The sequence below is a fragment of the Mycobacterium simiae genome (genome assembly GCF_010727605.1).
Taxonomy (GTDB): Bacteria; Actinomycetota; Actinomycetes; order Mycobacteriales; family Mycobacteriaceae; genus Mycobacterium; species Mycobacterium simiae.
Genome location: NZ_AP022568.1, coordinates 1,611,396 through 1,631,717, shown reverse-complemented (window position 1 = coordinate 1,631,717; position 20,322 = coordinate 1,611,396). Strand labels below are relative to the sequence as shown.

20 protein-coding genes are annotated in these 20,322 nt (G+C 68.9%); 15 read left to right on the top strand and 5 right to left on the bottom strand.

The features are described from left to right. Window positions 1-11 precede the first annotated feature (11 nt). The 3 genes from glmM to G6N33_RS07400 are packed head-to-tail and all read left to right on the top strand — an operon-like array spanning window position 12 to window position 3,118. On the top strand, window positions 12-1,349 hold the full coding sequence (gene glmM, locus G6N33_RS07410; RefSeq protein WP_101528760.1) for a phosphoglucosamine mutase: 1,338 nt from the start codon (window positions 12-14) through the stop codon (window positions 1,347-1,349). 47 nt (window positions 1,350-1,396) lie between these two features. After that, window positions 1,397-1,714, top strand: coding sequence for a type VII secretion target (locus G6N33_RS07405; protein WP_044509903.1), 318 nt, complete (start codon window positions 1,397-1,399; stop codon window positions 1,712-1,714). Window positions 1,715-1,717: 3 nt separating this feature from the next. Continuing rightward, a complete protein-coding gene (locus tag G6N33_RS07400) occupies window positions 1,718-3,118 on the top strand; it encodes a hypothetical protein (protein WP_101528759.1) in 1,401 nt (466 codons plus the stop codon). Between the two features lie 4 nt (window positions 3,119-3,122). Here G6N33_RS07400 and G6N33_RS07395 read toward each other — a convergent pair whose 3' ends face one another. The 4 genes from G6N33_RS07395 to G6N33_RS07380 form a co-directional block, all read right to left on the bottom strand. Further along, window positions 3,123-4,166, bottom strand: a complete 1,044-nt coding sequence (locus tag G6N33_RS07395; RefSeq protein WP_044509904.1) for an LLM class F420-dependent oxidoreductase — start codon at window positions 4,164-4,166, stop codon at window positions 3,123-3,125. A gap of 69 nt (window positions 4,167-4,235) precedes the next feature. Then, window positions 4,236-4,577: an ester cyclase gene (locus G6N33_RS07390; protein ID WP_044509905.1), complete on the bottom strand. Its 342-nt coding sequence runs from the start codon at window positions 4,575-4,577 to the stop codon at window positions 4,236-4,238. Next, the gene (locus G6N33_RS07385) at window positions 4,577-5,416 is read right to left on the bottom strand and encodes a dienelactone hydrolase family protein (protein ID WP_101528758.1); all 840 of its coding nucleotides are present in this window, start codon (window positions 5,414-5,416) and stop codon (window positions 4,577-4,579) included. Before G6N33_RS07385 ends, G6N33_RS07390 begins: the two co-directional genes overlap by 1 nt. A 9-nt stretch (window positions 5,417-5,425) precedes the next feature. Further along, the gene (locus tag G6N33_RS07380; protein WP_232069466.1) at window positions 5,426-5,809 is read right to left on the bottom strand and encodes a DUF2510 domain-containing protein; all 384 of its coding nucleotides are present in this window, start codon (window positions 5,807-5,809) and stop codon (window positions 5,426-5,428) included. A gap of 183 nt (window positions 5,810-5,992) precedes the next feature. Here G6N33_RS07380 and glmS point away from each other — a divergent pair, with 183 nt between their 5' ends. From glmS to G6N33_RS07355, 5 genes are all read left to right on the top strand, one after another. Then, entirely contained in the window at window positions 5,993-7,861 is a 1,869-nt protein-coding gene (gene glmS, locus G6N33_RS07375) for a glutamine--fructose-6-phosphate transaminase (isomerizing) (RefSeq protein WP_101528756.1), read from the top strand. Further along, window positions 7,854-8,741: a DUF4436 domain-containing protein gene (locus G6N33_RS07370; protein ID WP_044509908.1), complete on the top strand. Its 888-nt coding sequence runs from the start codon at window positions 7,854-7,856 to the stop codon at window positions 8,739-8,741. The genes glmS and G6N33_RS07370 overlap by 8 nt, the downstream gene beginning before the upstream one ends. A gap of 135 nt (window positions 8,742-8,876) precedes the next feature. Beyond that, window positions 8,877-9,725, top strand: coding sequence for a DUF4436 domain-containing protein (locus G6N33_RS07365; RefSeq protein ID WP_231382553.1), 849 nt, complete (start codon window positions 8,877-8,879; stop codon window positions 9,723-9,725). 39 nt (window positions 9,726-9,764) lie between these two features. Then, window positions 9,765-10,481, top strand: coding sequence for a rhomboid-like protein (locus G6N33_RS07360; protein WP_044509909.1), 717 nt, complete (start codon window positions 9,765-9,767; stop codon window positions 10,479-10,481). A gap of 102 nt (window positions 10,482-10,583) precedes the next feature. Further along, the gene (locus G6N33_RS07355; protein WP_049919401.1) at window positions 10,584-12,476 is read left to right on the top strand and encodes an alpha/beta hydrolase family protein; all 1,893 of its coding nucleotides are present in this window, start codon (window positions 10,584-10,586) and stop codon (window positions 12,474-12,476) included. Here the strand turns inward: G6N33_RS07355 and G6N33_RS07350 are convergent. Continuing rightward, window positions 12,473-13,408 (bottom strand): class I SAM-dependent methyltransferase, encoded by a 936-nt coding sequence (locus G6N33_RS07350; protein ID WP_044509911.1) that lies wholly within the window; start codon window positions 13,406-13,408, stop codon window positions 12,473-12,475. The two genes, G6N33_RS07355 and G6N33_RS07350, sit on opposite strands and share 4 nt — an antisense overlap. A 121-nt stretch (window positions 13,409-13,529) precedes the next feature. Here G6N33_RS07350 and G6N33_RS07345 point away from each other — a divergent pair, with 121 nt between their 5' ends. From G6N33_RS07345 to rimI, 7 genes are all read left to right on the top strand, one after another. After that, window positions 13,530-14,960, top strand: a complete 1,431-nt coding sequence (locus tag G6N33_RS07345) for an NAD(P)H-hydrate dehydratase (RefSeq protein ID WP_101528777.1) — start codon at window positions 13,530-13,532, stop codon at window positions 14,958-14,960. 13 nt (window positions 14,961-14,973) lie between these two features. Beyond that, window positions 14,974-16,365: a glutamate decarboxylase gene (locus G6N33_RS07340; protein WP_044509912.1), complete on the top strand. Its 1,392-nt coding sequence runs from the start codon at window positions 14,974-14,976 to the stop codon at window positions 16,363-16,365. 117 nt (window positions 16,366-16,482) lie between these two features. Next, entirely contained in the window at window positions 16,483-17,649 is a 1,167-nt protein-coding gene (gene alr, locus G6N33_RS07335; protein WP_179962670.1) for an alanine racemase, read from the top strand. After that, entirely contained in the window at window positions 17,639-18,754 is a 1,116-nt protein-coding gene (locus tag G6N33_RS07330; protein ID WP_101528754.1) for an alpha/beta fold hydrolase, read from the top strand. Before alr ends, G6N33_RS07330 begins: the two co-directional genes overlap by 11 nt. After that, window positions 18,747-19,232, top strand: a complete 486-nt coding sequence (gene tsaE, locus G6N33_RS07325) for a tRNA (adenosine(37)-N6)-threonylcarbamoyltransferase complex ATPase subunit type 1 TsaE (RefSeq protein WP_231382554.1) — start codon at window positions 18,747-18,749, stop codon at window positions 19,230-19,232. The genes G6N33_RS07330 and tsaE overlap by 8 nt, the downstream gene beginning before the upstream one ends. Beyond that, on the top strand, window positions 19,229-19,858 hold the full coding sequence (gene tsaB, locus G6N33_RS07320; protein ID WP_044512865.1) for a tRNA (adenosine(37)-N6)-threonylcarbamoyltransferase complex dimerization subunit type 1 TsaB: 630 nt from the start codon (window positions 19,229-19,231) through the stop codon (window positions 19,856-19,858). The genes tsaE and tsaB overlap by 4 nt, the downstream gene beginning before the upstream one ends. Then, window positions 19,855-20,322, top strand: coding sequence for a ribosomal protein S18-alanine N-acetyltransferase (gene rimI, locus G6N33_RS07315; RefSeq protein ID WP_044509915.1), 468 nt, complete (start codon window positions 19,855-19,857; stop codon window positions 20,320-20,322). Before tsaB ends, rimI begins: the two co-directional genes overlap by 4 nt.

Genomic DNA, 20,322 nt, shown 5'->3' with positions numbered 1-20,322 from the left:
AGGTTTGTCCGATGGGTCGACTATTCGGCACCGACGGTGTACGCGGAGTCGCCAATCGCGAACTGACCGCTGAGCTGGCACTTTCGCTGGGCGTCGCCGCCGCGCGACGCCTGGCCGCGCCGGGAAAGCCCGGCCGCCACGTCGCCGTCATCGGCCGCGATCCCCGGGCCAGTGGCGAGATGCTGGAAGCCGCGGTGATCGCCGGCGTCACCAGCCAGGGGGTCGACGCGTTGCGGGTGGGGATCCTGCCCACTCCCGCGGTGGCCTACCTGACCGGCGCCTATGACGCCGACTTCGGCGTGATGATTTCCGCCTCGCACAACCCGATGCCCGACAACGGCATCAAGATCTTCGGCCCCGGCGGCCGCAAGCTCGACGACGACACCGAGGACCAGATCGAACAGCTGGTCGCCGCCGGTCCGGGACTGCGCCCGGTCGGCGCCGCGCTGGGCCGGGTCCTGGACGCCGAGGATGCCGTCGACCGCTACCTGCGCCACGTCGGCAAGGCCAGCACGCAGCCGCTCGACGGCCTGTCCGTGGTCGTGGACTGCGCGCACGGCGCCGCCTTCTCAGCCGCACCCCGCGCCTACCGCGCCGCCGGCGCCCGGGTCATCGCGATCAACGCCGAGCCCAACGGGCTCAACATCAACGACCGTTGCGGCTCCACCCACCTGGACTCGCTGCGCGCCGCGGTGCTGGCGCACGGCGCCGACCTGGGCCTGGCGCACGACGGGGACGCCGACCGTTGCCTGGCGCTGGACGCCAAGGGCGAGCTGGTCGACGGCGACGCCATCATGGTGGTGCTCGCGCTGGCGATGCAGGAGTCCGGCGAGCTGACCTCCAACACCTTGGTCACCACTGTGATGAGCAACCTGGGGTTGCATCAGGCCATGCGGTCGGCGGGCGTCACCGTCCGCACCACCGGCGTCGGTGACCGCTACGTTCTCGAGGAGCTGCGCGCCGGCGACTACAGTCTGGGCGGCGAGCAATCCGGTCATATCGTGATGCCCGCGCTGGGTTCCACCGGCGACGGCATCGTCACCGGGCTGCGGCTGATGACGCGAATGGTGCAGACGGGCCTGCCGCTGGCCGACCTCGCTTCGAAGATGAAGTCGTTCCCGCAGGTGTTGATCAACGTCGAGGTGGCCGACAAGGCTGCGGCGGCGACTGCGCCCGCGGTGCGCACCGCACTCGACGCGGCCGAGGCCGAGCTCGGCGACACCGGACGAATTCTGTTGCGCCCCTCGGGAACCGAGCCGATGATCAGGGTCATGGTGGAGGCACCCGAGGAGGACACCGCGCAACGGCTGGCCAGCCGCGTCGCCGAAGCCGTCAGCGCGCAGGGCTGATCCTTTTCCGCCGGAACCCCGACGCGCCCCGCGGCGTCGGATAAGGCATGGGGATACGAAACGCGGCTTTTGACCGCACCGAAATCGACGTCGCCGCGGTGCACCGGGTCGCGGATCAGATGCGGGCCGCCGCCGAACTGGTCGACCGCGCCGTGTGTGATCACTTGGCGGCGTTGACTTTTAGCGGAGCGACGGCCGGGCGGGCATACACCGCCCGTGGCGATGCCTTGCGGGCCGAATTGGAACGGCTGGCCGCGCAGTTGTCGCAATGGTCGCGGGCCTCGGTCGCCATCGCCGTCGCGCTGCGCTCGGGGGCCGAACGCTACGTCGACGCCGAACGGTATGCCGCGGCGCGGATCGCCTGACGCGTGGCCGACCGATTCGACGTCGTCGGGCGTCTGGCCGAGGGGCGCGTCGCCATCGAGCACACCCAGGCCTACGTGCGCGCCTGCCACGTGCTGGGCTACCAACACCCCGATTTGACCGCGCACCCCGCGCAGCTGCGCGACTGGTTCGACAGCGAGGACGGAATGAATCTGCTTGCGCTGGACCGTGATTGCGGGCAGCTGCGGGCGGCGGGCCAGGCCGTGGGGGAAGGGCTGCGGATTGCCCAGGGCCAGATCGGCGAGTTGACCGCGGCGTGGACGGGCCCCGGCAGCGAGGCCGCGGCGGCGTTCCTGCGTCGGCACTGCGATGCCGCGGCGGCCGTCGCCAACGAAGTGCGGGCCGCCGCGCAGCGGTGCGAATCGCTGCGCGACAACCTGTGGCATCTGCTCGACTCCAAGGTGGGCACCGCCATTGTTATCGACGATCGATCGCGGCTGCAGCGGACGTCGTGGTTGGCCGCCGCGGCGGTGGTGACGTCCGGGACCCCCGAGCGCTCGACCGCCGAAGAGACCGTCCGCGCGCAGCTAATGCCATACGTGGACAACGACATTCGCGGTGACTGGCTGGCGGCGATGCGTTCGTCGTTGACCGCGTTCGGGGCGGCGTACGACATGGTGAACGATCGGATGGCCGCCGCGCCGGCGACGCTGTTCGAATTCCCGGGCGATCTCGGGCCCACCACCTTGCCGTCTGCGCTGCCGCCGAGCGCCCCGCCGCTACCGCCGGGTATTCCGGCCGCGCCGGTGCTGGCGAGTGCCCCGGCCGCGACGCTGCCCGCCGCGACGCTTCCCGGGCCGGCGGCGGCTGCGGACCCGGCCCCGGTGGCGGCCATCCCGGCCGCGCCGACCAGCCCTGTCGCGCCACCGCTGCCCGACCCGGGCGTCGCCTTGGGCGATGCCGGCGGCCTGGGGTCCCCAGGCCTGGGGTCTGCAGGCCTGGGGTCCGCAGGCTCGGGCGGCCTGGGCGATGGCCTGAGCGGCTTGGGGGGTTTGGCGAACCGGATCGTCGATGCGCTGAGTGGTCTGCTCGGTCCGGCTGCCGACGGGTTCGACGACCCGTCGGGTTTCGGCGATGCGGCGGGGAACGACCCGTTCGGCGAGGACGCCGACGAGGAGCCCTTCCAACCCGACGACGAACACGACGAGCCGGACAAGTCGAAAGACGTCGCGGAGCAAGGACCGGCGCCCGATCCCGCACCCGCCGAGCTGCCAGCCGAGCTGCCAGCCGACGCGCCAGCCGACCTGCCAGCCCCGCCGGGCCCGGAGCCCGCTGCGGTCCCGGTGCCACCGGCCGACGCGCCGGCGGTCACGCCCGCGCCAGCGACCGGCGGATCCACCCCCTGCGAGATCGCTGCAGACCAGGTGCCGCAGGCCGGCCAGTGAGACCTCAGGCGTTCCGCAGCTGCAGCACTTCCTCGACGAAGCTGTTGGCTTCACCGGTGTCGCTGGCCGCCGGGCTGACCAGCAGCGTCGTCACACCGGACGCTGCGAAGGCCGCGATGCGCTCCTGCACGAAGCCGCGCGGGCCGATCAGCGACATGCCGCGCACCAGCTCGTCGGGCACCAGGTCGATCGCCTCGCGCTTGCGACCGGCCAGGTACAGCTCCTGGATCGTGTCCGCGACCTCGCCATAGCCGTACCGGGTCGCCAGGTTGTGATAGAAGTTGCGACCCTTGGCGCCCATGCCGCCGATATAGAGGGCAAGTTGCGGCTTCACCCACGCCAGCCGGTCCTCGACGTTGTCGCCGATGGCCAGCGATGCGTGCACCATGACGTCCAGCGGTCCCAGCGCCGGATCCCGCTTGGCGGTACCGGCGGCCAGTGCTTCGCCCCACACGGAGTCGGCCTTCTCGGGCAGGTAGAACACCGGCTGCCAGCCCTCGGCGATTTCGGCGGTCAGTTCGACGTTCTTCGGCCCCAGTGCGGCGATCGTTACCGGAATGCGTTCGCGCACAGGGTGATTGATGAGCTGCAGCGGCTTACCCAAACCCGTCCCGCGGTCGGCGGGCAGCGGCAGCTGGTAGTACTTGCCGTCGTATTGCACCCGCTCGCGGCGCCACACCTTCCGGCAGATGTCCACGATCTCGCGGGTGCGGCCGATCGGCGCGTCGAACTCGACGCCGTGAAAGCCCTCCATCACCTGCGGGCCGGACGTACCGATGCCCAGCCGGAACCGGCCGTCGGACACGAAGTCCAGACCCGCGGCCGTCATCGCCAGCAGCGAGGGCGTGCGGATATAGATGGGAAACACCCCTGAGGCCAGTTCCACGGTGGTCGTCTTGGCGGCCAGGTAGCCGAGCTGGCTGACGGCGTCGAACGAATACGCTTCGGCCACCACGGCGATGTCGATGCCGGCCTTTTCCAGGTCGACAATGCGGTCGACGGCCTCGTGGAAGCCGCCCGAATAGTCCAAAGCGATTCCGATGCGCATGAACGACACTTAATCACGCCGGAACAAGCGCCCCGTGCCGGGGCAGCAACCCTCGGATCTAGCTGTCCGTCAGCTTGTGGAGGTGCCGGTCCAGTACTCGGCGAAGCGCTGACCGTCCGCGGTCAAGCGCAAGATGTCGTTGCCGGTGAAGGAGACCGGCCCCTCGGGGCCGCGGCCTGAACCGACCCATCGGGCGGCGACGAAATCGCCGTCTCGCAGCGGCCCGACTGCAACGCTAAACGTCAAGTCGGACAGCATGTTTCGAGTCTGATCGATGATCTGCTGAAGTTCGTCGGGCCCGTGGACGTCACGGCCGGGCCAGTGACCCACGAAATCCGGGCTGACGATCTCGGCCGCGATCGGTTCACCGGCCCACAGTTCGGCGATCCACCGTTGGTACAGAGAGTTCATCACTTCAATAGTGCGACGATCTTTTCCTCGACGGCAACCGCCGGCTGGGCGGCGTCGACGGCAGCGGTCTTGGGCAGCACCACATCTGGATCGGCGAAGTCGCGGTAGGTCTTGTCGCCGGCCAGTGTGGCGAGCAGATAGCCGGTCAGCAGCGCGCGCACCGTTCGTTGCGTGCGGCGGTGGGGCCCCGGCAGCCCCAGCACCGACGCCAGCCGCCGGCCCTCGCCCAGCCCACCGGCCTTGCCCTTGGCCACGATCCGCAGCGTGGCGCTGACCCAGGCGTGGGAAAGCGCCACAGCATTGGCATTCAACGCCTTCGCATCTCCCGGCGCGGTCAGGATTAGACCCGGCACCGTCAGCGACGCGGCCGGCTCCTCGGCCGGGGGAGCCGTGACGGTCGGAAACACCGCCACCGCCGCGGCCAACGCCGTCGGCATGCCGGCCGCGGCGAACACCGCCGCCGACGCGCCGAACCCGTGGCCGACCACCCCGAGCTTGGCGGGGTGCACGCTGATGTTGCCCGGTCCCAGCCGCACGCCCGCGACGATGTCCAAGGTGGTGCCCAGGTCGGAAGCCAAGTTGAGCACCGACGGCGCCAGGCCCCGCTCGGTGTCGGGCGCCCCCGCCACGATGCCCCACGAGGCCAGATGCTCCAACAGACCCGCGTAGCGGACCGTGCCGCTGAGCCAGTCGTGCCCGAAGGCGATGCCCGGCAAATTCAGGCCGGATTCCGGCGTGTACACCACCCCCGGTAACCCGGCAAACGCCAGATCACCCCGCAAAACCTGGTGCGGTCCCCGGCGGCTGAGGGCGGCGACGAGCTTGCGGATGCGGGCCACCAGACGACGTTAGCGGGGATGGGTCCAGTGAGTCCACGCGGCACCGTCCCAGTACCGCTGTCGGGGCCCGCCGGGATCCGGGTACCAGCCTGGCGGCGGGCCGACCGGGCGAGGCGCGGCGGTCGGCGTCGGGGCCTGCGTGGCCAGCGTCCGGACCTGCCGGATCCCCGTGTAGTTGGACACCAGGGCGATCGGGTTCATCAGCAACAGCGACAGCAGGCCCCACCATCCGGCCAGCAGACAGTGCACCTGCGCATGCCGGTAGGCCTGCTCACACTGTTCGAGCGTGCCGGTGAAGGTGTAGCTGCGCTGGTGCCACAAAATCAGCGCGCCGGTGTGGTGGTGGAGCCGGACGGAGAAGCGGCGGTACGGGTCGGGCGGAGAACCGGTCAATGGCGGCCTTTCGCGCAGGTGGGCGGCCTCACCATACCGGCACCGGCGGGCGTGTGCTCAGGTCGACATTCGAGTCAAAACCCGCCGTCAAGGCACGCTAAGGGCCCTTGCTGGCCCACGTGAGCACGCCAAACCCCTCGCGGCGGGCTGGCCGGGACGCACCGCTGCACTACCCTTGTCACAATGTGCGGAATCGTCGGCTACGTCGGGCAGGCCCCTGCCTGCCAGGTCGTCATGGACGCGCTGCGCCGCATGGAATACCGGGGCTACGATTCGTCCGGCGTCGCCCTCGTCGACGGTACGGGCCGGCTCACCGTGCGCCGGCGCGCCGGCCGGCTGGAAAATCTGGACAAAGCGGTGGCCGAGATGGCGCCGGAGGACCTGGGCGGCACCACCGGCCTCGGCCACACCCGCTGGGCCACCCACGGTCGCCCCACTGATCGCAACGCCCACCCGCACCGCGACGCCGCCGGCAAGATCGCCGTCGTGCACAACGGCATCATCGAAAACTTCGCCACGCTGCGCCAGGAACTGGAGGCGGCCGGCGTCGAGTTCGCCAGCGACACCGACACCGAGGTCGCCGTGCACCTGGTCGCGCGGGCGTACCACCACGGGCCGACCGCGGGCGACTTCACCGCCTCGGTGCTGTCGGTGCTGCGCCGCCTGGAGGGCCACTTCACCCTGGTGTTCGCCAACGCCGACGAGCCCGGCACCATTCTGGCCGCCCGGCGGTCGACCCCGCTGGTGGTTGGCGTCGGGGACGGTGAGATGTTCGTCGGCTCCGACGTCGCCGCCTTCATCCCGCACACCCGGCGTGCTGTCGAACTCGGCCAGGACCAGTGCGTCGTGCTGACCGCCGACGGCTATCGGATCACCGACTTCGACGGCACCGATGTGACCGCGAGCGCCCGACTTTTCCATATCGACTGGGACCTGGCCGCCGCGGAAAAGGGCGGCTACGAGTACTTCATGCTCAAAGAGATCGCCGAACAACCCACCGCCGTGGCAGATACGCTGCTGGGTCACTTCGTCAACGGCCGCATCGTGCTCGACGAACAACGGCTCGCCGATCAGGAACTGCGCGAGATCGACAAGGTCTTCGTCGTTGCCTGCGGCACCGCCTATCACTCCGGGCTGCTGGCCAAGTACGCGATCGAGCACTGGACGCGGCTGCCGGTGGAGGTCGAATTGGCCAGCGAATTCCGGTACCGGGACCCGGTTCTGGACCGCAGCACGCTGGTAGTGGCCATCTCGCAGTCCGGTGAGACCGCGGACACTTTGGAAGCCGTCCGGCACGCCAAGGCGCAGAAGGCCAAGGTGCTGGCAATCTGTAACACCAACGGGTCGCAGATCCCGCGCGAGTGCGATGCGGTGCTCTACACTCGCGCCGGCCCGGAAATCGGGGTGGCCTCCACCAAGACGTTCCTGGCCCAGATCACCGCCAACTATCTGGTCGGGCTGGCGCTGGCGCAGGCCCGCGGCACCAAATACCCCGACGAGGTCGAGCGCGAATACCGGGAGCTGGAAGCGATGCCGGAGCTGGTGTCTCGGGTGCTTGCCACCATCGAACCGGTGTCGGCGCTGGGCCACCGGTTCGCGCAATCCTCGACGGTGCTGTTCCTGGGGCGCCACGTCGGCTATCCGGTGGCATTGGAAGGCGCGCTGAAACTCAAAGAGCTCGCCTACATGCACGCCGAGGGCTTTGCCGCCGGCGAGCTCAAGCACGGCCCGATCGCACTGATCGAGGACGACCTGCCGGTCATCGTCGTCATGCCGTCGCCCAAGGGATCGGCCACGCTGCACGCCAAGCTGATGTCGAACATTCGGGAGATTCAGACCCGCGGCGCGGTGACGATCGTCATCGCCGAAGAAGGCGACGACACCGTGCGGCCCTACGCCGACCACCTCATCGAAATCCCTTCGGTATCAACACTTCTGCAGCCGCTGCTGTCGACCATCCCGCTGCAGGTTTTCGCCGCGGCGGTGGCCCAGGCGCGCGGATACGACGTCGACAAACCGCGAAACCTGGCGAAGTCGGTCACCGTTGAGTAGACGGCGCACGAGGTTCGGCATCGCCGGTGTCGTGCTGCTCGTCGCCGCTTATCTCGCCTCGATCGCCCTGTACGTCAGCAGCGGCATGGGTCACCGCAATGTCGTCGTCCGCGGGTTCACAGCCCCCGATGTGCCCAAGGTGACCATCGACGTGCAAGAAATCCAGACGATCAACAGCCTGCTGGTCGCCAACGTGCACGTGGCACCCGGGCCCGACATGCTGGATCGGCAAACCCACAACCTCAAAGAAGACCTCACCATTTCGGTCACCTCGGCGGTGACCGCCAGCAAGCGCACCTGGCCCAAAGGCACCCTGCCCGACGTGTTCCGCGTATCCCTGGCCGTGGTCGGCGAAGTCGCGGAATGGCCCTTCGATGAATACCGTTCGGGACCCATCACCGCCGAACTGCTCTCCGGCGCCGGCAATGTGCGGCTGGCCGCGACGGTGACGTTGGTCGATCGCATCCTGGCCTGGGACATCGATGTGAATCGCGTCGATGAAGCCGATCTGCTCAGCCCCTACCAGGTGTATGCGGCCCGATCGCCGAGCACCGTGGCGTTCGGGGTGGTCGTTCTCGGCGTGCTGATCGCGCTGGCCGTCTTCGCCATGTTCGTGGCCGTACAGACGGTGCGCGACCGACGGCCATTCCAGCCGCCGATGACGACGTGGTACGCGGCGATGCTGTTCGCGGTGATGCCGCTGCGCACCGCGCTGCCCGACGCGCCCCCCTTCGGAAGCTGGATCGATATCACGATCGTGCTGTGGGTGATCGTCGTTCTGGTGATCTCCATGGGCCTCTACATTTCTTGCTGGTGGCGGCATCTGCGGTTGCAGCCCGTGACGGTTGGCGCACCCGACGCGCCGGTGGGCGACAGATAACAGAACACCCGGACAAGCCAACCCATCTTTACTATCTTTGTCCGGGAACGGATCTCGGACACAGTCAGCGCGGAGGCAACCTTGTCGAACGGCAACGCAACAGGTCGGTCCGTCAAATTCTCCGTCCTGGCCGCAGTGGTCCTCTTCGTTGCCGCGTACATCACCACAGTTGCGCTGTATTCCCGATCCGGTTGCGGCTGCCCGGTGCAACTGACCGCGGGCGCCACGGCCGCCGACGGCACCACGGTGACCATCGACTTCCTCGAGTTGCACGCGATGCAGGGCGCGCTGAACGCCAACGTCACGATCACGCCCGGGCCCGGGCTGCTCGATCCGGTCAGCCGCGGCCTCAACTCCGACCTGGCCGTCGTGGTGCACTCCGCGGTGACGCCGAGCAAACGCACCTGGACGAAGGGGATGCTGCCGGGCGACTATCCCGTCCCGCTGACCATCGGTGGTGACCCGTCGAAATGGCCGCTCGATCACTATCGTTCGGGACCCATCACGGTCGACCTCATCTACGGCTCCGAGCCGGCACCCGAACAAGTGCCGGTCAAATTCGTCGACAGGGTCTCCGGCTGGAAACTGTCCGTCGCCGGCACCGGCCATCCGAACTCGCCCTACCGCGTCTCCATGACCCGCTCGCCCAGCACCGCGGCGTTCGCCGCCGTCCTGGTCGCGGTGCTGATCGCGCTCGCCACGGTCGGCGCGTTCGTCGCAATCCAGACCGCCCGCAACCGCCGCAAGTTCCAGCCCCCGATGACGACCTGGTACGCCGCGATGCTCTTCGCGGTGCTACCGCTGCGCAACGCGTTGCCCGACGTGCCCCCGATCGGATCCTGGGTCGACATCACGGTCACGCTGTGGGTCATCGTCACGTTGGTGTTGTCGATGCTGCTCTACGTCTACTGCTGGTGGCGGCATCTGCGACCCGAGCCCGAACGACCCGAACCCGCACGAGCCGAACCCGAAAAGGTGGCCTGACCGTTTGCCGGCGCCGTCGGGCATGCGAAGGTTGACGCCGTGGCGAATGCATCGGTGGGGGCGCGTTTACGGAGCCTGGCGCTCGCGGTTTGGCATTACGTCAGCGGTGCCCCGCTAACCTACGGCTGGCTGGCCGTCCTGCTGATCACGACGATCATTGCGCATCAGCTCCCGGGCCGCGAACTGCACTCGGTATTGCTGCACCGGTCCACCAACATTCACGAATTGGCCACCGACCCGCTCACCGTGCTGTTTTCCAGCCTGCTGTGGATCGACGGCAAGAGTCTGGAACCCTATCTGCTGTTGTTCACCCTGTTTCTCGCCCCGGTTGAGCATTGGCTCGGCCACCTGAAGTGGCTCACCATCGGATTGACCGGCCACATCTTGTCGACCTATATCAGCGAAAGCGTGCTGTACTTCGCGATCGAGGAACATGATGCCTCGGAACGACTGGTGCACTCCCGCGATATCGGGGTCAGCTATTTCCTCGTCGCCATCATGGCGGTGCTGACCTATCGCATCGAGCGGCCATGGCGCTGGCTGTATCTTGGTGTGCTGCTGGTCATCTTCGGCTTTCCGCTGCTCACCATGACCCGGCATGGCCTGGACTTCACCGCGATAGGTCATTTCACGTCGATCCTCATCGGGCTGTGTTTCTATCCGATGGTCCGGGGCGAACAAGACCGGCAATGGAGTCCGGCGCGGGCGCGGGCGGCCTTCCGGCGCTTCCGGTATCGCGGCGAGTTGCCCAGCTGACCCGCGGCCCGTCCGGGATCGCGGATTTGCATGGCCGGGGGCTCGATATGGCACGCTACGCGCTGACCGGTGATCGCACTCGCAGTATGGAAGGCTGACACGATGGGGCAGGTGCGCGAGATCTACGGCGCATCGTTGTCGCCGGACGCCACGGCATTCGCCCACATCGTCGACGACGGGGGTTATCCTCGCGCCGTACAACGCTTTTTGCGTGGCTGGCGGGCCAGCTCTTCGCGGGATGTGGAGCTGCCGGTCGAGGGTCCGGTCTCCCGGGTGATGCACTCCCCGGACGGCCAATGGCTGGCCTGTCAGGTGACGCTGGACGGCAGCGGTTCGCGCAGCCAGATCTGGGTCGTCACTACCGATCCCGACGATCGCATGGCGTGGCGCATCGACCACCAAGAGGCCGGCACCGCGGAACTGATCGCGTGGGACGGAACCCAAGTCGCGGCGATCCTGACGGGCGAGGACGGCGTGGGACGCTCGTGCCTGATCGATCCCACCGACGGCCGGCACGTCGTGCTGGACAGTCGATCCGGCGGCCGGCTGGTCGATGCCTGGGGTGGTGCGGCGCTGATCCGGGTGGGGCCGCGCGGCTACCACGAGATGATCATGTTGTTCGGGCAGACCGAAATCGCTTTACTGCCTTCCGATCCCGGATCCACCACATCCGAGGGGATCATCCTCGACGACCACCAGCCGCGCCGCCTCCGGTACGGGCTCAGCGGTGAGCTGACGAAGCTGTACAACCCGGGCACCGGTGCCGACGGGTACGTACGCGCCTTGATCCGCAGCGACAACGGTTGCGAGTACGCCCGGTTGCTGGAGGTCACCGTCACGTTGGACGGCGTCAAGTATTCGGTGGTGGCCGAACGGCCCGACTGTGAACTGGCCGAGTTCGCGGTCAGCGACGACCTGTCGACCGTCGCGTTGTTGTGGAACCTGCAGGGCTGCAGCGAATTACAGATTCTCGAATACACCGATTACACGCTGGCCGAGCCGATTCCGTTACCCGGGCCGGTCGCCGGGGAGTTGTCGATCAGCGCCGGCGGCTCGATGGTCGCGATGACCGTGGAGGGGCCGGCCATGCCCCGAACCGTCGAATTGGTGGACCCGCGTTCGCGGGAATGGGAACCCATCGATACCCAACGCGACCGCGGTGCAGCGGTTCCCGAGGTTTTCGCCGAGCCGCAGACGATCACCGCCCGCGACGGGCTGGACCTCAATGCCTGGCTGTACCGGCCGATGTGCCCCGACGGTGCGGCGGGTGCGGTCGTGTTCCTGCACGGCGGCCCGGAGGGTCAAGCCCGGCCCGGCTACAACGACATCTTCTCCCGACTGGTCACCGACGGGTTCCTGGTGCTGGCGCCGAATGTCCGCGGCTCGGGCGGATTCGGCCGCAGTTTCCTGCACGCCGACGACAAGGAAAAGCGCTTCGCCGCGATCGACGACGTCGCCGACTGCGTGCGCTTCCTGCTGGACAGCGGGGTTGCCGATCCGGGCCGAATCGCCTGCGCGGGCTGGTCCTACGGCGGCTACCTGACCCAGGCGGCCCTGACGTTTCATCCCGGCCTGTTCGCCGCGGGAGTCAGCATCTGCGGGATGAGCGACCTGACCACGTTCTACCGCAACACCGAACCATGGATCGCCGACTCCGCCTACCCCGAGTACGGCCACCCGGTCGGCGACCGTGAACTGCTCGAGCAGCTGTCACCGCTGCGGCGGGTCGAGTCGCTGGTCGCCCCGCTGTTGGTGGTGCACGGGGCGCACGACACCAACGTCCCGGTCAGCGAATCCGAACAGATCGTCGACGCGCTGCGCCGAGCCGGCCGCGACGTGCGCTACCTGCTGTTCGCCGACGACGGACACGAGATCGTCAAGCGCGAAAATCGCGCGGCGCTGGCCGCCGCGATGAGCCAATGGCTGACCAGATCCTTCGACGCCGCGGCATCTATACCGCCGCTGCGCGCGGTCGGCGAAACCGGCAACGGCTAGGCCCGCGTTGCGGTCACGTATTGCAGTGAGGTGAGCGTGGCTTCCGCGTCGGGGTTGGCCGCGGGCCGCGGCGGCAGCGAAACACCGTAATTGGCAGCCAGTTCCGGCACTGTGGTGGCGGTGGTCGACCAGCCGTGCGACCGGAGGTAGACGGCCACGTCGTTGCGGTCGCCGCCATACCAGAGGTCGGTCATCTCGATGTCGAAGCCGTGCTCGCGCCACTGCTCGGTGACCTGGCGAATCCGTTCGGCCATCGCCGCGACGGCGTCGTCGGCGCCCTGCACGTTCTCGGTGGCCAACTGGCTGCCCGGCGCGCTGAGCTCAGTGATGTTGTCCAGCAGGCGATCCTGCGCGTCCGGCGGCAGGAACGGCAGCAGGCCCTCGGCGCTCCACGCGGTGGGTTTGCCGGGGTCCAGGCCCGCAGTGCGCAGCGCGGCCGGCCAATCGTGGCGCAGGTCGACGGCCACCGCCCGCCGCTCGGCCGTCGGCGCGGCACCCAGCTCAGCCATGGCCGCGGTCTTGAACTCGATGACTTGGGACTGGTCGATTTCGAAGACCGTGGTGCCGGCCGGCCAGGGCAGCCGGTAGGCGCGCGCGTCCAGTCCGGACGCCAAGATCACCGCTTGCCGGATTCCGGCGGCGGCCGCGGTGACGAAGAAGTCGTCGAAGAACCGGGTGCGCAGGCCCATCATGTCGGCCATGCCCAGCATCCCGAAGTCACCGTTGTCATCGACCGCGGCGGGATCCAGCTCGCCGCTGGCGAGGCGGGTGAAAAAATCGATGCCGACCGCGCGCACCAATGGTTCCGCGAACGGGTCGTTGATCAGCGGCTGGGGCGCCCGCGTTGCCAGCGCGCGTCCCACCGCCACGCCGGTTGCCGTGGCCCCCACGCCGTTTCCCAGGTCCCAGGTGTCGTCATCGGATCGCGCCATCGGCCCCTCCCGTTCCCGTCATGCGTCTTGTGCGTCTTAGGCGTCGCGTCTTCCAAATGTACGGACCACTCCTTAACGACCGCTGTGCGCGAATACAACGTTGCATGGAATGCTGCATTCGATGCGGAATTACTACTCCGTGGCAGCGATCCGCGACGCCGAAGCGCCGTTGTTGGCCAGCCTGCCCGACGGTGCCTTGATGAAGCGTGCGGCGTTCGGGCTGGCCACCGAGATTCTCAACGAGCTGACCGAGCGCACCGGCGGCGTCGTGGGCCGGCGGGTGTGTGCGGTCGTCGGCTCCGGTGACAACGGCGGTGACGCGCTGTGGGCGGCGACCTTTCTGCTGCGGCGCGGCGCCGCCGCCGACGCGGTGCTGCTCAACCCGGACCGCGCCCACCGCAAGGGGCTGGCCGCGTTCCGCAAGGCCGGCGGACGCATCGTGGAAAAGGTCGCGGCAACAACCGATCTCGTCATCGACGGCGTGGTCGGCATTTCGGGGTCCGGGCCACTGCGGCCCGCGGCCGCCGAGGTATTCGCCGCGGCGATAAGGCCGGACGGCGCCGAGATCCCAGTGGTCGCCGTCGACATCCCCAGCGGCATCGACGTGGCGACCGGCGCGGTCACCGGGCCTGCGGTGCACGCCACGCTCACGGTCACCTTCGGCGGCCTCAAACCGGTGCACGCGCTGGCCGACTGCGGTCGGGTCGCGCTGATCGACATCGGCCTGGCTCTGCCCGACACCGACACGCTCGGCTTCGAGGCCGCCGACGTCGTCGCGCGCTGGCCGGTGCCCGGTCCGCACGACGACAAGTACACCCAGGGCGTGACCGGCATCCTGGCCGGCTCGTCAACCTATCCGGGCGCGGCCGTGCTGTGCACCGGTGCCGCGGTCGCGGCCACCTCCGGCATGGTCCGCTACGCGGGCAGCGGCCACAGCCAGGTTCTCGCGGCATGGCCCGAGGTCATCGCCACACCCACCCCCGCGGCGGCCGGCCGGGTGCAGGCCTGGGTCGTGGGGCCGGGGTTGGGCACCGACGATGTCGGCGCCGCCGCGCTGTGGTTCGCACTCGACACCGATCTGCCGGTCCTCGTCGACGCCGACGGGTTGACCATCCTGGCGGCCCATCCCGACCTGGTCGCCAATCGGAAGGCGCCGACGCTGCTGACACCGCACGCCGGTGAGTTCGCCCGGTTGGCGGGTAATCCGCCGGGCGACGACCGGGTGGGCGCCTGCCGCAAACTGGCCGACGCGCTGGGCGTCACCGTGCTGCTCAAGGGCAATGTCACCGTCATCGCCGACCCCGGCGGACCGGTCTATCTCAACCCGGCCGGTCAGTCCTGGGCCGCGACGGCCGGCTCCGGCGACGTGCTGTCCGGGATGATCGGCGCGTTGCTGGCATCCGGGTTGCCCGCCGCCGAGGCCGCCGCGGCCGGGGCGTTCGTGCACGCGCGCGCGGCGGCGCTGTCGGCCGCCGACCCGGGGCCGGGCGAGGCCCCGACGTCGGCGTCACGCATCGTGCCGCACATCCGCGCCGCCCTGGCTGCTCTCTAGGAAGGATTTCCGCATGCCCCAACACCCGTCCATGCCGGCCCATTCGATTACTCCCGCCTACACCGGTCGGCTGTTCACCGCGCCGGTGCCGGCGCTGCGGCTGCCCGACGAGTCGATGGATCCCGAAGCCGCGTACCGCTTCATTCACGACGAACTGATGCTGGACGGCAGTTCGCGGCTGAACTTGGCCACCTTCGTCACCACCTGGATGGATCCGGAGGCCGGGCGGCTGATGGCCGAGACGTTCGACAAGAACATGATCGACAAGGACGAATACCCCGCCACCGCGGCCATCGAGCAGCGCTGCGTCTGCATGGTGGCCGACCTGTTCCACGCCGAGGGCCTGCGCGACGACGACCCGAGCAGCGCCGTCGGGGTGTCCACCATCGGCTCCAGCGAGGCCGTCATGCTGGGCGGCCTGGCGATGAAGTGGCGGTGGCGGCAGCAGGTCGGCTCTGCAAAAAACGGCTGGAAGGGCCGCACCCCGAACCTGGTGATGGGCGCCAACGTCCAGGTCGTCTGGGAGAAGTTCTGCCGCTACTTCGACGTCGAACCGCGGTACCTGCCGATGGAGGAGGGGCGTTACGTCATCACCCCCGAACAAGTCGTCGACGCCGTCGACGAGGACACCATCGGCGTGGTCGCCATCCTGGGCACCACCTATACCGGCGAGCTGGAACCCATCGCCGACATCTGCGCCGCCCTGGACAAGCTCGCCGCACAAGGCGGTGTGGACGTTCCGGTGCATGTCGATGCCGCCAGCGGCGGCTTTGTGGTGCCCTTCCTGCACCCCGAGCTGAAATGGGACTTCCGGCTGCCGCGGGTGGTGTCGATCAACGTCAGCGGCCACAAATACGGGCTGACTTACCCCGGCGTCGGGTTCGTCGTGTGGCGCAGCAAGGAGTACCTGCCCGAGGAACTGGTGTTCCACGTGAACTACCTGGGCGGGGACATGCCGACGTTCACGCTGAACTTCTCCCGCCCGGGCAACCAGGTGGTGGGTCAGTACTACAACTTCCTGCGGCTGGGCCGCGAGGGCTACACCCAGGTGATGCAGACGTTGTCGTCGACGGCACGCTGGCTGGGCGAACAGCTGCGGACCGGCGAGCACTGCGAGCTGATCTCCGACGGCTCGGCGATCCCGGTGGTGGCGTTCCGGCTGGCCCGTGGCCTGGGCTATACCGAATTCGACGTCTCCCACGAGCTGCGCGGCTTCGGCTGGCAGGTGCCCGCCTACACGATGCCGGACAACGCCACCAACGTGTCCGTGCTGCGCGTGGTGGTGCGCGAAGGGCTATCGGCCGACCTGGCCCGCGCGTTGCACGACGACGCCCGCAGCGCGCTGGCGTCCCTGGACAAACTCAAGCCGGGCGGCCACTACCGTGCGGAGCACTTCGCGCACTGACGGCGGCCGGGCGCGCACGGTTTTCGGTGTGCGCTCACGGTGGGCCGGCCCGGCGTGTCGCCACCCTGGCCGCACACTGCGCCATGCCGTAACCCGTCCTCTGGGACAATGGCGGCCGTGGCAGCTACCCCGCTATCCCTTGCACCCGGCGTCGTCGCCCAGGCCGTCGTGGACCTCGGGGCGATCGCACACAACGTACGGGTACTGCGGGAGCACGCCGGCTCAGCCCAGGTGATGGCCGTCGTCAAAGCCGACGGCTACGGTCACGGAGCGGTCCCAGTGGCGCGCGCGGCGCTGGCGGCCGGTGCCGCCGAACTGGGTGTGGCCACCGTCGACGAGGCGCTGGCACTGCGTGCGGCCGGCATCACCGCGCCGGTGCTGGCTTGGCTGCACCCGCCGGGCATCGACTTCGGGCCGGCGCTGCTGGCCGACGTCGAGATTGCGGTGTCCGCGGTGCGTCAACTCGACGAGCTGCTGGACGCCGTGCGCCGTACCGGACGAACCGCCACGGTGAGCGTCAAGGTGGACACCGGGCTGAACCGCAACGGGGTGCCCCCGGCCCACTATCCGGCGATGCTGACCGCATTGCGCCGGGCCCGCGCCGAGGACGCCGTGCGGGTGCGCGCGCTCATGTCGCACATGGTGTTCGCCGACCAGCCGGACAACACGATCAACGACGTTCAACGCAGCCGCTTCAGCGAGATGCTGACCGCCGCACGCAACCAGGGCCTGCGATTCGAGATCGCCCACCTGTCCAACTCGTCGGCGACGATGTCGCGCCCCGACCTGGCCTTCGACATGGTGCGGCCCGGTATCGCGGTGTACGGCCTGAGTCCCGTCCCCGAACGCGGTGACATGGGACTGCTACCGGCCATGACCGTGAAATGTGCTGTGGCGTTGGTGAAGTCGGTTCGTGCCGGCGAAGGCGTATCGTATGCGCATACCTGGGTCGCCGAGCGCGACACCACGGTGGCGCTGCTGCCGATCGGTTACGCCGACGGGATCTTCAGGTCCCTGGGCGGGCGGCTCGAGGTCTTGATCAACGGCCGGCGTCGCCCCGGTGTCGGACGGATCTGCATGGACCAATTCCTCGTCGACCTGGGCCCCGGTCACCTCGACGTGACGGAGGGCGACGAGGCGATCCTGTTCGGTCCCGGCGTCAACGGCGAACCCACCGCGCAGGATTGGGCCGATCTGCTCGGCACCATCCACTACGAAGTGGTGACCAGTCCACGGGGACGGATCACCCGGACCTACCGCGAGGCCGAAACTGTTGAGCGATGAGGAGATTCGCCGGCGACACGGGGGAAGGACGTGGCTTGCCGGGGGTGCGGGGCTGACCGCGGTCGCGACCATCGTCGGCGCCTCGGTGCGCCGGTCGATGACGCAACGCGTCAGCCTCGTCGAAGACCCGTACGCCGGTGAGGATTTCGACCGGATGCACAGCGACCGCAGCTACGTGGTGACCACGCGCGACGGGGTGCCACTGGCGGTGCGGGAGGTCGGGCCGGTGGACGCGCCGCTGACGATGGTGTTCGTGCACGGCTTCTGCCTACGAATGGGCGCTTTCTACTTCCAGCGCAAGCGGCTCGCCGAGAAGTGGGGACCGCGCGTGCGGATGATCTTCTACGATCAGCGCGGGCACGGCCGGTCCGGGGAAGCCTCACCGGAGACCTATACCCTGACCCAGCTCGGGCAGGATCTGCAGAGCGTGCTGGCCGAGGTCGCTCCGCGCGGCGTCATCATCCTGGTCGGTCACTCGATGGGTGGGATGACGGTGTTGTCGCATGCCCGGCAATACCCCGAGCATTACGGCACCCGGATCGTCGGTGCGGCGCTGATTTCCACGGCCGCCGAAGGGGTGACCCGGTCACCGTTGGGTGAGATTCTGAAAAACCCTGCGGTGGAAGCATTTCGGTTCACCGCACGGTCGGCTCCCAAACTCATGCACCGCGGTCGCAACGTGTCGCGCTCGCTCATCGGCCCGGTGCTGCGAGCCGCCTCCTATAGCGATCTGCAGGTCAGCCGGAGTCTGGACGCGTTCTCCCAGCGAATGATGAACGCCACCCCGATTCCGACACTGGTGGGGTTTATGCGGGCGCTGGAAGAGCACGACGAAACCGCCGGATTGTGGACGCTGCTGAGAATCCCGACGCTGATCGCCTGCGGCGACCACGATCTGATCACGCCGGACGAATACTCGCGGAAGATGGCGGCTTCGCTGCCGCAATCCGAGCTGGTCATCGTCCACGGGGCCAGTCACCTTGCGCTGCTGGATAAACCCGAGGCGATCAACGAGGGTCTGGTCCGGCTGGTCAACCGCGCCAGCCCGGGCCGGATGACGCTGTGGTACCGCCGGATGCAGCATCGGTGGCGGCGCCGTGGTTGACCAGCGAGCACCGTTGAGTTCCGGGTCGGGCACGGCCACCTGCGAGCGCGTCGAGGACACCATTGCCCTCGGGGCGCAGCTGGGCCGGGAGCTGCGCGCCGGCGACGTCGTCGTGCTGTCCGGCCCGCTCGGGGCGGGAAAAACGGTGCTGGCCAAGGGAATCGCCGAGGCGATGGACGTCGACGGTCCGGTCACCTCGCCCACCTACGTGCTGGCCCGGGTACACCCGCCGCGCCGGGCGAATGCGCCGGCGATGATTCACGTCGACGTCTATCGGCTGCTGGACCACCGGGGCGCCGACCTGCTCGGTGAGCTCGATTCGCTGGATCTGGACACCGACCTCGAGGATGCGGTCGTCGTGGTGGAGTGGGGCGAGGGCCTGGCCGAACGCCTGGCCGAACGCCATCTCGATATCCGGCTGGAGCGGCTCAGCCACTCCGACGTCCGGATTGCGACCTGGCGGTGGGCGCACACGTGAATCTGCTGCTTGCCTTGGACACCTCCACCCCGGCCGTGACCGCAGGTGTGGTCCGCCACGACGGCGCGGCGTGCACCGTGCTGGCCCAGCGCGTCACCGTCGACGCCCGCGCCCACGCCGAACGACTCACGCCCAACGCGCTGGGCGCATTGGCCGACGCCGGGCTGAGGATGGCCGACCTGGACGCTGTCGTGGTGGGCTGCGGCCCCGGACCGTTCACCGGCCTGCGGGCGGGGATGGCCACGGCTGCCGCGTACGGTCATGCGCTGGACATCCCGGTGCACGGCGTGTGCAGCCTGGACGCCATCGGCGTGCTGACCCCCGGCGAAACCCTGGTCGTCACCGACGCCCGTCGGCGCGAAATCTATTGGGCCCGTTACCGAGACGGAGTCCGCGTGGCGGGCCCGGCCGTCAACGCCCCCGCCGACGTCGACCCCGGTGCGGCCCGGGCCGTCGCCGGTTCACCGGAGCACGCCGCGCTGTTCGGCTTGCCCGTGTGCGAGCCCGTCCATCCCACCCCGGCCGGGCTGGTGGCCGCGGCGCCGGACTGGTCGGCTGAACCCGCGCCGCTGGTGGCCTTGTATCTGCGCCGGCCCGACGCGAAGCCGTTGGCGGCCCGGCAATGACCGCCGGCGGCCAGGCCGTGACGTTCGGTGCGCTGACCCGGGCCGACGCGCAGCGCTGCGCGCAGCTGGAAGCGCTGCTGTTCGACGGTGACGACCCGTGGCCGGCTGCCGCGTTCAACCGCGAATTGGCCAGCCCCCACCACCATTACGTGGCGGCGCGGATCGCCGACACACTGGTCGGCTACGCCGGGATCGCCAAGCTGGGCCGCAAACCGCCGTTCGAGTACGAGGTGCACACCATCGGTGTCGACCCCCAATACCAGGGCCGCGGCATCGGCCGGCGCTTGCTCGAGGACCTGCTGAAGTTCGCCGACGGCGGTGTCGTCTACCTGGAGGTCCGCACCGACAACGAGGCGGCCATCGCGCTGTACCGCAGCGTCGGCTTCGAGCAGATCGGCCTGCGCAAGCGCTACTACCGGGTCAGCGGCGCGGACGCCTACACGATGCGGCGGGAGGCCCAGTGA